This window comes from Streptomyces sp. UG1 (genome assembly GCF_049974585.1).
GTDB lineage: Bacteria > Actinomycetota > Actinomycetes > Streptomycetales > Streptomycetaceae > Streptomyces.
In genome coordinates, this window is the sequence record NZ_JBNGGG010000089.1 from 1 (window position 1) to 14,807 (window position 14,807).

15 protein-coding genes and 1 pseudogene are annotated in these 14,807 nt (G+C 68.8%); 4 read left to right on the plus strand and 12 right to left on the minus strand.

Annotation, left to right across the window (positions count from 1 at the left end; translation table 11 throughout):
- Both ACP4J3_RS49360 and ACP4J3_RS49365 read right to left on the minus strand, forming a co-directional pair.
- Positions 1-200, minus strand: a 200-nt coding sequence (locus ACP4J3_RS49360; RefSeq protein ID WP_426544614.1) for a helix-turn-helix domain-containing protein, incomplete at its 3' end; no start/stop codon positions are given.
- Positions 201-394: 194 nt separating this feature from the next.
- Entirely contained in the window at positions 395-679 is a 285-nt protein-coding gene (locus ACP4J3_RS49365) for a hypothetical protein (protein WP_426544616.1), read from the minus strand.
- A 422-nt stretch (positions 680-1,101) separates the two neighbouring features.
- Between ACP4J3_RS49365 and ACP4J3_RS49370 the strand changes: the two genes are divergently transcribed.
- The gene (locus ACP4J3_RS49370; RefSeq protein WP_426544618.1) at positions 1,102-1,305 is read left to right on the plus strand and encodes a hypothetical protein; all 204 of its coding nucleotides are present in this window, start codon (positions 1,102-1,104) and stop codon (positions 1,303-1,305) included.
- Positions 1,306-1,367: 62 nt separating this feature from the next.
- Here ACP4J3_RS49370 and ACP4J3_RS49375 read toward each other — a convergent pair whose 3' ends face one another.
- Positions 1,368-1,541: a hypothetical protein gene (locus ACP4J3_RS49375; protein ID WP_426544620.1), complete on the minus strand. Its 174-nt coding sequence runs from the start codon at positions 1,539-1,541 to the stop codon at positions 1,368-1,370.
- A 142-nt stretch (positions 1,542-1,683) separates the two neighbouring features.
- Between ACP4J3_RS49375 and ACP4J3_RS49380 the strand changes: the two genes are divergently transcribed.
- Together ACP4J3_RS49380 and ACP4J3_RS49385 are read left to right on the plus strand one after the other, a co-directional pair.
- Positions 1,684-2,643, plus strand: coding sequence for an amidohydrolase family protein (locus tag ACP4J3_RS49380; RefSeq protein ID WP_426544622.1), 960 nt, complete (start codon positions 1,684-1,686; stop codon positions 2,641-2,643).
- A 543-nt stretch (positions 2,644-3,186) separates the two neighbouring features.
- Positions 3,187-3,636: a quercetin 2,3-dioxygenase gene (locus ACP4J3_RS49385; protein ID WP_426544624.1), complete on the plus strand. Its 450-nt coding sequence runs from the start codon at positions 3,187-3,189 to the stop codon at positions 3,634-3,636.
- 340 nt (positions 3,637-3,976) lie between these two features.
- On the opposite strand, the pseudogene ACP4J3_RS49390 reads toward ACP4J3_RS49385, so the two are convergent.
- The 9 genes and pseudogenes from ACP4J3_RS49390 to ACP4J3_RS49430 form a co-directional block, all read right to left on the minus strand.
- Positions 3,977-4,129: pseudogene (locus tag ACP4J3_RS49390) on the minus strand (IS110 family transposase); the annotation flags it as partial.
- 562 nt (positions 4,130-4,691) lie between these two features.
- On the minus strand, positions 4,692-5,759 hold the full coding sequence (gene dmpG / locus ACP4J3_RS49395; RefSeq protein ID WP_426544626.1) for a 4-hydroxy-2-oxovalerate aldolase: 1,068 nt from the start codon (positions 5,757-5,759) through the stop codon (positions 4,692-4,694).
- Positions 5,756-6,721 (minus strand): acetaldehyde dehydrogenase (acetylating), encoded by a 966-nt coding sequence (locus ACP4J3_RS49400; protein ID WP_426544628.1) that lies wholly within the window; start codon positions 6,719-6,721, stop codon positions 5,756-5,758. The genes dmpG and ACP4J3_RS49400 overlap by 4 nt, the downstream gene beginning before the upstream one ends.
- Positions 6,718-7,551 (minus strand): 2-keto-4-pentenoate hydratase, encoded by an 834-nt coding sequence (locus ACP4J3_RS49405; protein ID WP_426544630.1) that lies wholly within the window; start codon positions 7,549-7,551, stop codon positions 6,718-6,720. Before ACP4J3_RS49405 ends, ACP4J3_RS49400 begins: the two co-directional genes overlap by 4 nt.
- Positions 7,552-7,994: 443 nt before the next feature.
- The gene (locus ACP4J3_RS49410; protein ID WP_426544632.1) at positions 7,995-8,612 is read right to left on the minus strand and encodes a TetR/AcrR family transcriptional regulator; all 618 of its coding nucleotides are present in this window, start codon (positions 8,610-8,612) and stop codon (positions 7,995-7,997) included.
- Positions 8,609-9,367, minus strand: a complete 759-nt coding sequence (locus ACP4J3_RS49415) for an IclR family transcriptional regulator (RefSeq protein WP_426544634.1) — start codon at positions 9,365-9,367, stop codon at positions 8,609-8,611. Before ACP4J3_RS49415 ends, ACP4J3_RS49410 begins: the two co-directional genes overlap by 4 nt.
- Before the next feature lie 294 nt (positions 9,368-9,661).
- Positions 9,662-10,534 carry an alpha/beta fold hydrolase gene (locus tag ACP4J3_RS49420; RefSeq protein ID WP_426544636.1) on the minus strand — a complete coding sequence of 291 codons (873 nt, stop codon included), beginning with the start codon at positions 10,532-10,534 and terminating at the stop codon, positions 9,662-9,664.
- 100 nt (positions 10,535-10,634) lie between these two features.
- Entirely contained in the window at positions 10,635-11,525 is an 891-nt protein-coding gene (locus ACP4J3_RS49425; protein ID WP_426544638.1) for a VOC family protein, read from the minus strand.
- A gap of 132 nt (positions 11,526-11,657) precedes the next feature.
- On the minus strand, positions 11,658-13,466 hold the full coding sequence (locus ACP4J3_RS49430; RefSeq protein WP_426544640.1) for an FAD-dependent monooxygenase: 1,809 nt from the start codon (positions 13,464-13,466) through the stop codon (positions 11,658-11,660).
- 133 nt (positions 13,467-13,599) lie between these two features.
- Here ACP4J3_RS49430 and ACP4J3_RS49435 point away from each other — a divergent pair, with 133 nt between their 5' ends.
- Positions 13,600-14,535 (plus strand): amidohydrolase family protein, encoded by a 936-nt coding sequence (locus ACP4J3_RS49435; RefSeq protein ID WP_426544642.1) that lies wholly within the window; start codon positions 13,600-13,602, stop codon positions 14,533-14,535.
- Positions 14,536-14,807: the final 272 nt, after the last annotated feature.

The window sequence follows — 14,807 nt, forward strand, 5'->3', positions numbered from 1 at the left end:
GTCGGGAAGTGATGCAGCAGCGCACCCCGGCTGACGCCGGCCCGCCGCTGCACCTCCAGGGTCGTCGTCGCCGCGACGCCCACCTCGATCAGCGACTCGACCGCCGCGTCCACGATCTGCGCCCTTGTGGCGACGCGCTGTTCGTCACGCCTGGTCATGACCCTCCCCTTCGCAGTCAGCTCTGACTGCGAAATGAGCATCTCACAGTCATTCCTGACTGTGAAGAAGAGAGGCGCCTCGGATTTTCCCTTCCTCGTTGTGGGCACGGAGCACGACCTGCAGTGAAAACCGGACGGCCGGGGCAGACCTGAGCCACCGAACTGCGGCTGCGCAATGTGACCGTCTGCCCCGCCGAAGTACTTGAGCCGACGTGCGGATGTCGGGGGCTGGTTCGTCAGTCCGCGGTCTGCATCGGGTTGGCCATCACCCTGCGCAGCAGCGGCTTGCTGTCGCGGAGCGCGGCGAGTATCCCGAGTACGCCGAGTACGCCGACGCTCACCCGGACGGCAAGCTGGAGACTGCCGGATCCATTGACGGTGACGGGCTGATGGCGGACGTACGTCGTGGTCGGCGCCTGGACGGCGGTCGCCGCGGCGGGCACGGCGTCGGGAGTGGGCCGGGTCGTGCGGTCTGCACGGGTGCCGGAGCCGAGAGCGGCGGTGCTCGTGACCAGCAGCACGAAGGCGCTGACGGCGGCGGCCGCGGCCGCCGACAGGTGACTCTGCGGTCCTCGGCGGCCGGAGGACTGCCTGAGGTGCCAGGCCAGGGGCAGAAGGGGAGGCGCTGTCGGTTTCCAGAGCTGCGGTCAGGCGGCGGTGTACGTGCTGCGGCCGCCGATCCGTCCGTCGCGGACGTGCAGGACCCGGGTGCAGGGGGGTGGCGACGTCGGCGTCGGTCGCGGGAGGCCACTGCCAGGCGGCGCCGGACGCTTGCGTGACGGAGGTCAGCAGCGATGCGACCTCTGCGCTGTGCGCTGATCGCGGGCACCGGTGGGCTCGTCGACGAAGACGACGTCCGGCCCGATCGCGAGGGCACAGGCGATGGCGAACCCTCCCCCCAGCCTGGCGAGCGGAGCGTTCGTCGATACGGACGATGCGCTCCTTGAGCAGTGCCACTGGCTGGCTGTCGTCGTCGGGGAGCAGCGTCAGCCCGACCATGATAGGTAGCGCCGTCCAGGTTCGCCGCGTCGTCGGGGACCTGATCGCCGGCGGGCAGTGGCGGCCGGGCGACGCGGACATCCTCGTCGTCTTCGACGTCGGTTACGACGCCCCGTGCATGGCTCTGCTTCTTTCCTCAGCGGTTTGACCTGGCGTGGCTGTTGGGTGGTGTTGAGCGGGCGCCGGTCAGTACCAGGGCCACGAGTCGACTCACGTAGGCGTGCCCTGCGGGTCGGTCGCGTTGAGCAGCGTCAGATGAGCCGCGCTGATCCCGGCCGGGCCGTCCGCCTTCTCCAGAGCAGCGATCAGAGCGGACCGGAACCAGTTGTGCGCGCGCCACAACAGCCGGGCCAGCGGCTCGGGTTCCGTTGGGGAGCAAGACATGAGGGTCCGCTTTCTGGCGTGGAGCAATGCGCTGGACGCAACAGGCCGATCCTAGTAGCCGGCAGGAACAGCGATGGGCGATCTCTTGCTCCATACTATTAGGTAGCCTATTATTAGGCTACCTATCATTCCGGAGGAAGTCATGCGTGTCATCGCTGTCGAGGAGGCGTTCTCGGCGCCTGACGTGATCCCGTGGTCCATGGGAGGTTCAGGCGACGACCTGGGAGGCCAGTGGCTCAAAGAGGTGGGGTCGCGGCTGGCCGATCTGACGGACCAGCGACTGGCGGAGATGGATGCGGGTGGCGTGGACATGCAAGTCCTGTCGCTCACCACGCCTGGCATCGAAGTCATCGACGATCCGGCCGAGGCCGTCATCGCCGCGCGGCGGGTCAACGACTATCTGGCCGGCGTGATCGCCGCTCACCCGACACGGTTCGCCGGCTTCGCGGCACTGCCGCTGCAGGATCCCGACGCCGCCGTCGTCGAGCTGCGCCGGGCGGTGGAGGAGCTGGGGCTCAAGGGGGTGCTGCACAACGACCATGTCCGCGGCCACTACCTCGACGAACCGCAGTTCCGGCCGCTGTGGGCGGAGCTGGAACGTCTCGGGGTGACGCTCTACATCCATCCCGCCGCCGTCCCTGCGGACGACTGGCAGGTCTTCGCGGGATACCCCGAGCTCAACATGATGGCCTGGGGGTGGACGGCGCGTGTCGGCGGCCACGCCCTCCGGCTGATCCATGGCGGGGTGTTCGACGACTTCCCGGGGGCATCGGTGACCCTCGGGCACATGGGGGAACTGCTGCCGTTCCAGCTGGCCCGCCTCGACAGTCGCTACAAGGTGGTGAACTCCTTCAACAAGATGCGGCACCTGCCGTCCCACTACGTCCGCAACAACCTGTACGTGACCACCAGCGGCGTCTGCTCCCACGCCGCCCTGCTGGGCGCCACCCATGCCGTCGGTATCGACCGGGTCCTGTTCGCCGTCGACTATCCCTATGAGTCCACCGTGGAGGCGGTCGAGTTCCTGCGCACCGCGCCCTACGCCCCTGCCGACATCGAGCGCATCGCCCACGGCAACGCCGAACGAATCCTGCACCTGTGAACGAGGCTGCCCACGCCGTCCGCGGGTCGGGCAGCGGAACCCCGCGTCCCGGGCGGCCTCGGAGACGGCCTGGCCGGGGCCGTCTCCGAGGCGCCGGTCATGCCGCGACCTACGAGCACATACAGGTGCAGGCCCTCGATGCCGGCCCCTCCACGCCTGAAGCCAGGCACATGCTCGTGATGAGGCCGGCAAAGATGCTCCGGGCTCAATGACGGCGTACTGCGCACGCCTCATGGCAGCACCCGGCTCTGGCGCGAGCCCACCGGGGGAGTCGAGCGCGCCGGACAGCCGTTGCCGCAGTGGCCCGAGCCCAGGAAATCGACCTGATGGATCCGGGTAACGCGGGAGACGTGGTCGCTGACTGACCGCGCCGTAGCGATACCTCGTGGCGCCCGCACCTGTGGACGACAGGGGGCGAACAGTGGAGCACAAAGGGAGTATGCGATGACCAAGGACAGCCGTACGCACAAGGGATGGAAGGGTCTGCCGGGCCGTCCTCAGCCGTATGTGCTTCGATCCGGCGAGGGGGAGCACTCGGTCCTCGTGGACCAGGTGGCCACGGTGCTGGTCAGTGGAGATGAGAGCGGCGGCCAGTTCGGGCTCCAGCTCATCGAAGGCCCTCGCGGTGATGTGATCCCGGCCCATCTGCACCCGGGTGTCCACCACACCATCTGGGTACTGGACGGCGCCGTTCGGGTGTGGGCGGATGACCTGCAAGGTCTCAAGCTGGCGACGACACTGGAACGGAACGACTTCCTCTTCGTCCCGGCCGGAACCATGCACACCTTCCAGATCCAGTCCAGTACGGCACGGATGGCCGGAATCAACACCGGCGGATTCGAACGCTACGTGCATGCCTTGGGTGTGCCGACCGATTCGCCTGAGCTTCCCACGGAGCCGATCACTCCTGTCATGGAGGACTACCGGGTGGGAGGTGAGGAGTTCGGCATCGAATTCCATCCGGAATGGGACCCCACCACCGCCGAGCGCTGAACTGGTTCGCTTTCAAGAGGCTCTGGCACGGGACCACGGCGTTCGTGGGCGCGTGCCGGCCCGACGAGAGCGGTGGCCGACTGACCGGGTAGCGCTCGGACTTGAGGTCGGTCGGGCAGGCATTGGTGCCGACGTGTCACGGCCGGCAGGCCAAGCCGTCGGAGTGCTGCCGTGGCGCGTTGCTCGATCACCCTCCCTGAACCTCGCAGCGCGCCGAGTGCCCGTCGACGGGCCGGTCTGTAGCCGTCCCGGCCGGGTTCGGCTGAGGACACGACGGGTTCTGTCTTCCGGTGCGTGCTGCGACGGTGCCTTACGGGGGACCCACCTTCCAGTGACGCTGTCAAGTCGCTGCTGTGACCGGGAGTTCGCCTTGACACCACCGTCTGTCACGTATCAGGGCCCACGAGACGTTCACCCATCGGCGGGCCAGAACCAAGACCGCCTGGACGTGTCTCTTGCCTTCGGCGCGTTTGCGTTCGTAGGAGCGCCGGGACGCGTCACAGTGCGGAGGCTGGCGAGGCGGCCGGCGCTACCGTGGCGGCTCATGTCGCTGTTGCACCAAGGAATTCTGTACCCATCAGTGGTCTGATGCCGATCGCTGCGATGAGGGTGTCGATCTCGGTGAGTTGCTCGTTGAGGCCCATCACCTCCTTCACCAGTGTGCAGATGAGGGCGGGTGATCTTCCTTCCGGGTATGGCGGCGGGGGTCTGGGAGCCGCTCAGCAGGACGACCGGGCCGACGTCGCCCAGATCAAGCACACGTTCCAGCGCGGGGAAGATGCTGGTCAGCTGGCCACGCAGGTGGTTACTGCAGTCCGCCGCGTGCGGTCGGCGTTGGTGTCGGCACGGCGGCCGGTGAGGACCCGCGGTTCGATGGCGTGTTCGTCGTTCGGCCGCAGCGGGGCCAGGCCAGGACGCATCCGGCGTCTGAAAGCCACAACCGGCGTCTCTGGATCTCCAAGACCCTACGACTGGCCTCGATCAACCCATCAACAACGTAGGACCGTCTGATTCCCCGCCTGTCGGTTCCGTCAAGGTGCCCGCGGCCGGAGGGATCAGGCCGCGCTCTCCGCGCGGGCAACCAGGTCCAGCGCGATGTCGGTGATCATGTCCTCCTGGCCGCCGACCATGCCCCGTCGGCCAACTTCGACGAGGATGGTGCGCGTGTCCAGGCCGTGGTTGGCGGCAGCGGCCTCGGCGTGGCGCAGGAAGCTGGAGTACACCCCGGCGTAGCCCAGGCTGAGGGTCTCGCGGTCCACCCGGACCTCCCGGTCCTGCAACGGACGGACCAGATCATCTGCGGCGTCCATCAGCGGAAACAGGTCACAGCCGTGATTCCAGCCCATCAGATCCGCAACTGCGATGAACGCCTCCAGCGGGCAGTTGCCGGCCCCCGCGCCCTGCCCGGCCAGGGAGGCGTCGACCCGGATCGCGCCGGCCTCCACGGCGACGACGCTGTTGGCCACACCCAGGGCGAGGTTGTGGTGGGCGTGGATGCCCAGCTCGGTGGCCGGGTCCAGCACCGAGCGGTAGGCGCAGAAGCGGTCCCGCACCTCGTCCATGGTCAGCCGGCCACCGGAGTCGGTGACATAGACGCACGTGGCGCCGTAGGACTCCATCAACTTGGCCTGACGCGCGAGTTCGGCCGGCTCGGCCATGTGCGACATCATCAGGAATCCGGCGACGTCCATGCCCAGCTCGCGGGCGGCTGCGATGTGCTGGGCGGCGATGTCGGCCTCGGTGCAGTGGGTGGCGATGCGCACCGAGCGGATACCGAGTGCGTGGGCCTGCTTGAGGTCGTGCAGGGTGCCGATGCCGGGCAGCAGCAGGGTGGTGGGAACCGCGTTGCGGGTGACGTCCACGACGGCCTCGATCCACTCCCAGTCGGTGTGGGCGCCGACACCGTAGTTGATGCTGGAGCCGGACAGGCCGTCACCGTGGGCGATCTCGATGGCGCCGACGTGGGCGGCGTCCAGTGCGGCGGCGATGGCCCGGGCCTGCTCGACGGAGTAACGGTGCCGGACGGCGTGCATGCCGTCCCGCAGGGTCACGTCCTGGACGTACACGGCGACGGGCTCGGAGGTCGGCGCGGCGGAAGTCCCCTTGGCCTGGGTGGTGGTCATCGTGCGGCCCTCTCACTGGAGCGGTGCGCGGCCATGCGCTCGGCGGTGCGCAGTGCGGCCGAGGTCATGATGTCGAGATTTCCGGCGTAGGCGGGCAGGTAGTGGGCGGCACCCTCGACCTCGAGGAAGACCGAGACCTTCAGTGCGTCGGTGCCGACGGCATCAGCCGGCAGCAGCCCGCACAGCGGGTCGTCGGCCCTCACGCGGTCGAACTGCACCTTCTGTTTGAGGCGGTAACCGGGCACGTACGCCTGGACGCGGCCCACCATCTCCTCGACGGAGGCCGTGACCGCCTCACGGTCGCAGTCGGAGACCAGGCAGTGCACGGTGTCGCGCATGATCAACGGGGGCTCGGCCGGGTTGAGGATGATGATCGCTTTGCCCTGCCGCGCGCCGCCGACCTGCTCGATGGCGGAGGATGTGGTCTCGGTGAACTCGTCGATATTCGCCCGGGTGCCGGGGCCGGCGGAGCGGGAGGCGATGGAGGCGACGATCTCCCCGTAGTGGACGGGGGTGGCAGCGTTGACCGCGGCAACCACCGGGATGGTGGCCTGGCCGCCGCAGGTGACCATGTTGACGTTGGGCGCGTCGAGGTTGGCGTCGCCGTTGACCGATGGCACCACGTACGGGCCGAGGGCCGCGGGAGTGAGGTCGACGAGGGTGCGGCCGAGGGGGCGCAGCACCTCGTCGTGGCGCCTGTGGGCACCGGCCGAGGTGGCGTCGAAGACGATCTCCACGTCGGCGAACTCGTCCATCTCCACCAGCCCGTCCACGCCCTGGTGTGTGGTGGCCACCTTAAGGCGGCGGGCCCGGGCCAGGCCGTCCGAGTCCGGGTCGATCCCCGCCATCACGGCCGGCTCCAGGCTGCCGGACAGTCGCAGCACCTTGATCATCAAGTCCGTGCCGATGTTGCCCGACCCGATGATCGCCACCTTGGTCCGGGCGTTCGTCGCGCTGTTCACTGGTTCTCTCCTTCTGCGGCGAACCCGACCCGCACACTGCCCAGGTTCGAGATACGGGCTTCGAACACATCACCCGGAGCAACAGGGGCCATCGGCCCCAGGGCCCCGGTCAGCACGACGTCGCCGGCCCGCAGCGGGTCTCCCGTCCCGGCGAGGGTCGAGGCAAGCCAGGCGGCCGCGTTGAGGGGGCTGCCGAGGCAGTCGGCGCCGGTCCCCTCGGAGACCACCTCGCCGCCCCGGGTCATGGTCATCCGCACCGAACGGAGATTGAGCCCGGTGAGCGGCACGGGGGAGTCGCCCAGGACGAAGAGGCCCGACGAGGCGTTGTCGGCGACGGTGTCGACGATGGAGATGTCCCAGTCCTTCACCCGGCTGTCGACGATCTCCAGGGCGGGAAGGGCGAAGTCGGTGGCACGCAGCACGTCGACGACAGTGCACTGCCGGTGTGGCAGGTCGTGGCCGAGTACCAGCGCGACCTCGGCCTCCACTCTGGGCTGGAGCAGCTGCCCGGTGGGCACCTCGCCGCCCTCGGGCACGGCCATGTCCGCGAACAGCGCGCCGAAGTCCGGCTGGTCCACGCCGAGCTGGTGCTGCACGGCCGGAGAGGTCAGGCCGATCTTGCGGCCGATGATCCTCCGGCCGGCGGCCTGGCCGCGCTGGAGGTTCAGCCGCTGTACGACGTAGGCGGTCTCGATGTCACCCTCGTCGATGAGCGTGCGCACCGGCGGACAGGCGGCCCCGGTGCGGGCAGCCTCCACCAGCGCATCGGCGGCCTTGACTACGGCCGGTGGGACGGCGTCCGGTGAGACGCGGTCAGTGACGGTCGGCACGGGGGTACCTCCGGAAGAGGAGTGGTGGGGTCGAGGGCTCTCGGCGCCCCCCTGGTGACGCCCTTCAGATATAGACGCCGCAGGGTCGATGGAAGATCTTTGTTCCGTGGAACGGAACAAGCCGGTGCCAGCCTGCCGGACAAGGCCACGCTGATCCTCGAATGCTTCCGCCCGGCCAGGGGCGTCTATCGGCTGACGGACTTTCGGAGCGGAAGGGCCCGGATGTGGTCCATCGCTGACCTGCACCACGTGGGAGGAGCAGGAGGCGGCCTCCGCGGCGGCATCTGACCGCTGCTGTCGGCAAGAAGGCCAGGAACCCGTCGGTACTTGCTCAAGCCTGGAGCAGCCTGCCGACCGCGACCGGTCGCGGGGGCCACAGCCATGTCGTCCAACAGCGTGCCGATGCCAGGAGAGTCGACATCGGGAGGGTTTTGCACGGATTCCTAAGGAGCCTCCGGATGACAGGCCAGAGCCCGCCGGACGTACGCGTGGGCCAAGCGTCGGACCTCAGGCACACCCAGGGTGAACAGACCGATCGTGAGGCCAGTCAGAGCCAAGGCCATGTCGCGGGCCTCAGTGCGCTCCACCACCGGGCTGCGCTCGCCCAGGGCCTCCGCGCAGACCTCGGTCACCTGCTCGAGTATCCGGCTGCGAAACGGGTCGACGACGTCCTGCACCTCAGGATCGTGGATCTGCTCCAGCAGGACGAAAACCAGAAGCCGTTGGAAGTTCGCGTGCCGGTCCACGGTATCCAGCAGGACGTCGATGAACCGGTCGAGCCGCGCGGCCCCCGCCCCCTCGTCCCGCGAAGCGAGCTGAAGCGCGTCGTCAATACGGCCCAGTCCGCGCTGCAGCGCGGCCTTGAGCAACCCCGCCTTGCTGCCGAAGTGGTGGTAGAGCGAGCCGTTGGGGCATCCGGACTCCTTGCACAGCGACGAGACCGACGCCGCGTGGTACCCCTGTGCGCCCATCAGCCGTTCGGCGGCTTCGAGCAGTGCTTCGCGGCTGTCGTACCGGGCGTGGGTCACCGCAGGCTGTGATGTCTGCGCGGGCCGGTTCACGCCTGGCTCCGGAACAGGTACTCCATGAGGTCCGGACGTTTCCTGAGCGCCGCACTCAAGGAACCGACGGTGCGCCCGAGCCGGCCCAACCACGCCTCGCCCCGTCCCGCGGCGCTGCTCGGGAACCCGATCGACACCGCTGCGACCGCGCGGCCCCCGATGAGCACCGGCCGGGCAACGCACGAGAGACCGGGCACCGCCTCATCCCGGTCGACGGCCATGCCGCGCTGGCGCACCTGGGCGAGTTCGAGAGCGAGAGCACGCGGTTCCGTGATCGACCGCGGGGTGAGTCTGCGCAGCAGCGCCGGAGTATGCGCCGCAGCATCCGCATCCGCGGCTCGGTGGGCGAGCAGCGCCTTCCCGACTCCCGTGCAGTGTGCGGGCAGCCGCATCCCGACGGCGGTAGGGATCACCAGGGCATCGCTCTCGTGCAGCTTCTCGAGGTAAACGACATCATCGCCCCGTAGGGCACACAGGTGAACCGTGTGCCCTACCGCGCGGTGCAGCTCCAGCAAGTGGGGGACGGCGACCTCGCGCAGCCCCGCCTCAGGGCTGGACGCGGCCATCGTCAGCATCCGCAGACCCATACGGAAGCCACCGTCGACCTGCTCGACAGCCCCGAGCTCCCGAAGCATGGCCAGCACACGGTGCACGGTGGACTTCGGCAGCCCCGACGTACGGGCCAGCTCACTCAGGGTCAGAACGCGGTGCTGCCGACTGAAGGCGTCCAGCACGTCGAAAGCTTTCCAGAGCACGGATGTGGGTATTGCCCGCGGTGGTTCCGCCGCTGACCGCCGTTGTTCGATCATCCGCGCCTCCGAAACAAGCCCTGCCGACCCGACAGACCATTGGAGCGATCACTCCAATAGAGTGATCGCTCCAATCTCACACAGAGTCTGATGCGCGTCAAGGCCCGGTACAGCCGGGGGTCCGATGCTCCAGCAGCAGATTCAGCGGTGGTCCGCGAGTGGCGAACCGGCTCGCGATCTCCGGCTTGGCGAAGGCCAGAGGCTGTGGTCAGCCCCGTCGGACCGCCACGCAGAGCGGGTTCAGCGCTGCCCGGTCGCGGAGATGAACTCGTGCACCACCCGGTTGAACTCCTCGGCGTGTTCCACCTGAGCCCAGTGGCCACATCGGTTGAACAGGTACAGCCGGGAGTCCGGGATCATCGCCAGCAGGCGCAGCGCGTTCTCGAAGTGCACCGCCTTGTCGTCGCGGCCGTGTACCACCAGCGTGGGTACGGTGAGCGTCGCCAGCGCGGGCACCACCGCGGGGTAGGCGCCCGGAGGACCGTTCAGCTCACCCGTCGGTGCGGCGGCCAGGTAGTTGGCGATGTGGTCGGGGCGGGACAACGCCGCTTCGGAGCGCTGTCGGGCCATGTCCTCGTCAGCGGCCAGCTCGGGATCGGAGGTCAGCGCTGCGACAAGTGCCTGAAAGTTGGCCGGGGTCGGGTCCTTGTAGGCGCGGATGAGCGTCCGGATGCCCTCGGTCTGATGGGTGGCGGGGCCCATCACGTTCACCCCGGGCGCCGGAGCACCCATCGGGATCAGGTGCGACACCCTGTCGCTGTTGCGTACGGCGTACCGGATCGCGGTCTGGCCGCCCATTGAGTTGCCGACCAGGGCGGCCTGGCCGATTTCCAGCTCGTCCAGCAGCAGCTCGAGAGCCTCGGTGTGATCACGGTCGCCCGGCACCGCGGTGTCGCTCTTCCCCCACCCGGGCATGTCGACGGCGAGGACCCGGTACCGCTCGGCGAAGAAGGCGAAGTTCCGCGAGTAGTTGCTCCACCCGCTGGCCCCGGGGCCGCCTCCGTGCAGCAGGACCAGGGGGTGGCCCTCCCCTGCCTCGTTGAGATGCAGGCGCCACTTCTTGGTCTGCACGAACCGGCTGGTCCCGGCCTCGGTCAGGACGGTGTTGGTCATCGTTTCAGCTCTTCCTGTCGTGGTTGGTATGAGGGGGTCCGGCGGTAGGTGCCGGTGTTCGGGGGACGACGGGCGGTGGGGCCGCACCACCGGCCTCGGATCAGGCCCGGGCGCCTTGGAAGTGGTGACCCCAGTTGCTCAGCAGCTCGTGGTGACCGGGCTTCCAGGTGGCATCGTCGATGAGCAGACCATTGCAGCCGTACTCGATGTCGAAGCCCGACGGCGTGCTCACGTAGAAGGACAGCATCAGGTCGTTGGAGTGCTCGCCCAGCGTGATGTTCACGTGTTCGTCCTTCGCCCGCACGCGGTCCATCGCCTTGCCCACCTGTGAGACGTCGGCCACTTCGAGCATCAGATGCCCCAGACCGGGCGGCGGCCCCGGGATGGTGCCCACGGCGACGGTGTGATGGCGCGGATTGCAGTGCAGGAACACCGCGTCCTCCTCGGGGGCGCCGACCGAGGCCAGCGAGATGGTGTCCGTGAGCAGGAACCCCAGGACCTTCTCGTAGAACTCGGCCGCCGCCGACGCGGTGCCGCGAGGGAAGAGGAACACGTGGCCGACACCCAGCGCCCCGGCGACGAAACTCGTACCGGTCGGTGAGGCGAACGGGGAATCGGCGTCGGGCAGGCCGACGTAGGCCTCGATTCCGTTGCCGTCCCTGTCGGCGAAGCGCACGACACGGTCGACACCGCGGCGGGCGGCCAGCCCGGGCTCCTCGGCGGCCTCGATGCCGTTGTCGGTCAGGGCGGCGACGAGACCGGTGAGGGCCTCATCGCTGACGATCTCAAGGCCGAGGGCCACGAGGGAGGAGGGACCCGCCGCGGGGCCGTCCTCGATGATGATCCGGTGGATCTTCTCGTCGGTGCGCAGCCGTACCTCGCCGTCGGGCGAGGGGGCCAGCTGGGCGCCGAGGACTTCGGGGCCGAACGTGGCCCACTCGGCCAGTGGGCCACGGACCGCGAGGTAGCCGAGTGCTTTGACAGTGCTCATGGTGAGTCCACTTCTTGTCGAGTCCAATTCTTGGAGAGGGGTCCTGACGCTGACGTCGTCAGGGCCGGGCAGGGAGACGGTCCCGGCGGTCGCCGGAGCTGCGACGGGGCAGGCGGGTACCTCGCTGTACGGTCAGGAACTCGACGCGTGGGCCAGCTCGGGCTGTGCTTCCCCGACGGACCGGTCATTCGGGACCGGCCGGTCGAGAACCTGGCCCAGCACCTCGATCAGCCGATCGGTGCCGGCGGCGGTCCGCGAGCGCCAGGCGATGTGACCGTCGGGGCGGACGAGGAGACAGCCGTCGCCGTCGATCTGACGCAGCCGCTCCCAGTCGCCCAACGGGTCCCGGTACCCGTGCGCCGTCCCGATCTCGCAGACGTCGATCGGGAGACCGAACACCTTCCGCGCACGTTCGGCGGCCTCCGCCCACGACACACCGCCGCGGCCGGTGATCAGCGCGAAGCGGCCCTGCCCCACCAGCTGCTGGGAGGAGATCCGCTGACGGTTGCGTTCCAGCCAGACATGGGGCATGTGCTCACCGGGTGACGTCGACGGCACGTAGGTCAGCTCGTCCGTGGTCCGGTGGTCGGGCAGGTCACCGTCGTCGGGGACGACGGCCGGACTGCTGTAGCGGTAGCCCAGCTCGACCCCGAGAGCGTTGAAGTGGTAGGGCAGCTTGTCCAGGAAGGAACGGACGACCCGCCGCCGGTCGGCACCCTCTTCGGTGTCCTCGTCCAGGCTGCGCACGATGCGCCACTTGTCCTCGTCGGGCATCTCGGGCCTGATGCCGATCGCTTCGCCCAGCGTGAAGATCTCGGTGACCGACTTCCACGCGCGGTCGACGACCTGCCGGCCGACCGGTGCGCGTTCGGCGGTATAGGAGTCCAGGAGCCCGGGGCCGGCCACGCCGTCCAGGACGAGCTTGAGCTTCCACGCCAGGTTGTAGCCGTCGGCGACCGAGGTGTTGCTGCCCAGGCCGTTGGTCGGCGGGTGCCGGTGGACGGCGTCGCCCATGCACAGGACACGGCCGCAGGAGTAGACGTCCGCGGCGGCGTTGTTCTGGGCCCAGGGCGAGACGAGCTTCACCTTCACGTCGATGAAGGGGTCGCCGATGCTGTGGCGTATCTGGGCCACCAACTCATCGGTGTCCTGGGGGTCGAACACGTAGTCCTCGTCGACATGGACTCCGATGACCCACTGGTTCCACGGCTCGACCATGATCCAGCTGCCGTAGGTGAAGGGGTCGACCGACCAGTAGATGGCGCCCGGCCGGTGCCCGACGTACTTCGTCAGATCGACCTCGACCCAGGCGAACACGACACGCCCCATGCCCACCGGACCGCGGACCGACAACCCTGCCTGTTCGAGCACCTGACTACGACCGCCGTCGGCACCGATCAGGTACTGCGCGGTGATGACCGACGCCAGGCCGGTGGTGTGGTCGACCACGTGAGCGCGCACCTCGTGGTCGTCCTGTTCGAGCTCGATGAACTCGGTGGAGTAGCGAAGATCGACCAGGCCGGTCGCCAGCGCGGCGGAGGCGAGCACCGGCTCGAGCTTGTGCTGCGCGACGTTCAGCGGGATGTGCGGGCTCGCGGCGCGGTACCGGGGGAAGTCCTTCTGACCGGCGCCCCACGCTGTCGTCCGCGCGACCTCAGGACCGGCCAGAGACAGGACGAACGGGTTGTACTGCATGTCCTCGAGCCGGTACCCGACCGCCTCGACGGCCTCGTACACGCCCAGGTCGCTGAAAATCTCCAGAGTCCGCTGGTTCGTGATGTGCGCCCTCGGGTTGTGCGCCTGACCGGGGTACCGGCAGAGCACGACGCTGCGCACGCCGTAGCGTGCCAGGGCCAGGGCATGGGTGAGTCCGGCCGGTCCCGCGCCGACGGTCAGTACGGGGACCTTGTCGTCGGCTGTCCGCTTCTTTGCGCTCGCCATGTCGTGTCACTCCTTTGGTGTGTGAGCCCACCGCTGATGTGCATCACACCGTGCGGAGCGCGGGCACACGGGCGCTGTTCCGGCGGCCGGAACAGCAAGGGGTGACACGGTCCGCCGCTACTACCGTCCTGACATGGTCATCGAGCAGCCGGGAGGCGACGACGTGGCAGGTAACGCGGGGTGGCTCGACGTGCACACCCATTTCGAGGTCCCGTCCTGGGAGGCGGCTCCACGCCTGGAGCACATGGACCGCATCGGCGTCACGATGCAGCTGCTGTCCAACCTCTCGATCACGGATCCTGCGGGCGCTCGGGAGTCGAACGAGTTCGCCGCCTCCGTGGTGGCCGAGCACCCCGGCCGCTTCGGGCTGCTCGCCACACTCCCGCTCACCGACGTGGATGCCGCCCTGGAGGAGATCGCGTACGCCAAGCGCGAGTTGGGCGCCGACGGGTTCGCCACACTGGGCGTCGTCGACGGACGCTACCTGGGCGATCCGCGCTTCGCCCCCGTCTGGGCCGAACTCAGCCGGCAGCGCGCGACCGTGCTCGTCCACCCCTCCCCCTTCAGCCGGCCGGTCCTGGACCTGCCCACCCCCTTGTTCGAGGTCGGCTTCGACACCGCGCGGGTCGTGGTCGACATGCTGTGGCACCGCACCCTCGACGCCGCGCCGGACGTGCGCGTCGTGCTCCCCCACGCCGGAGGGTGCTTCCCGGCCCTGTCCGGGCGAGTGAGCATGCTCGCCGGTGAGGACTGGGTGGACAACACCCAGCAGGTCACCGCCGCGCAGATCGAACAGGCCGCCTCCCGGTTCTGGTACGACACCGCCATGTCCGGTTCCCTGCCGAGCCTGTCCGCCCTGCTGGCCGTGACCTCCCCCGACCACGTCCTCTACGGGTCCGACTACGGCGCACCGTGCGCCAGCGAGGACGTGCTGCAGCACAACGCCCGCCTGCTGCGCACCAGCCCACTTCTCTCACCGGCCGAGCGCGACGGGCTGGGACGCCACGGCGCCGAACTCTTCCCCCGCGCCTTCGCCCGGATGCAGAGCCCGGCCACCGTGCAGGGCTGAGGAGGATCGGGCGACGTGAGGCTGGCCCTTTGGAGTGGGCACCCTGACAATGGATCTTGCTGGTCCAGGGAGGGATGTCCAGGTGGGACGCAGGTCTCCGTACCGGAGGAGTTCCACCTCGTACCCGTGGGGGCACCCGCGCCAGGGGTCAACCAGTTCGGCCCGCCGAACTACCTCACTCCGGGCATCCAGGCCCTTAGTACTCCAGTGAGAGATCGTGCGCTGAGCTGGTTCTTCTTCGGTAATGGCAGCGGCGGGCGATGGCTTGATGG